A 575-nucleotide genomic window follows, 5' to 3' on the forward strand; every position below is an offset into this window, starting at 1 on the left:
ATGACGGAGGCCGACTACGTCAAGGCCGTCCACATCTATGCCGACGGCAACCCGCAGCCGGGCATCGTTAGCTACAGCTTCACGCCCGCCTGCGGCAAGGCTTCGGCGGCAACCCGCATGCGCCTCGCCCAGACCCAGAACATCGTCTGCGTCGCCGAGATGTCGAACGGCTCCCTCCATATGGCCAAGGCCAATGTGAAGGTCACCATCGGCGGTTGCGGCGGCTGACCGGCCCGCTACCGCCCCACAAAAAAAACGACTTCAGGTGAGGACAACGCCATGACGACCAAACCCACCCCGCGCGTGCGCGTGCCGGCCAAGGCCGCCGCCGGCGAACTGATCGAGATCAAGACCCTGATCTCCCACGAGATGGAATCGGGCCAGCGCAAGGATGCCCAGGGCAAGACCATCCCGCGCAAGATCATCAACAAGTTCAGCGCGAGCTTCAACGGCAAGCCCGTGTTCTCCGCCGACTGGCATCCGGCGATCTCGGCCAATCCCTACCAGTCGTTCTTCTTCAAGGCGACGGAATCGGGCGAGTTCACCTTCGTCTGGAAGGATGACGACGGCTCCGA

The 575-nt window shown here is 63.3% G+C and carries 2 protein-coding genes; both read left to right on the top strand.

Going from position 1 to position 575, the window contains the following annotated elements:
- A partial coding sequence (locus AX750_RS15030) for a thiosulfate oxidation carrier protein SoxY (RefSeq protein WP_280939909.1) occupies nt 1-228 on the top strand: 228 nt, incomplete at its 5' end.
- 51 nt (nt 229-279) lie between these two features.
- Nucleotides 280-575, top strand: a 296-nt coding sequence (gene soxZ / locus AX750_RS15035; RefSeq protein WP_066720211.1) for a thiosulfate oxidation carrier complex protein SoxZ, incomplete at its 3' end; no start/stop codon positions are given.

Origin of the sequence: Methylobacterium sp. CCH7-A2 (assembly GCF_001557075.1) — a bacterium.
GTDB classification, from domain to species: domain Bacteria; phylum Pseudomonadota; class Alphaproteobacteria; order Rhizobiales; family Beijerinckiaceae; genus Allobosea; species Allobosea massiliensis.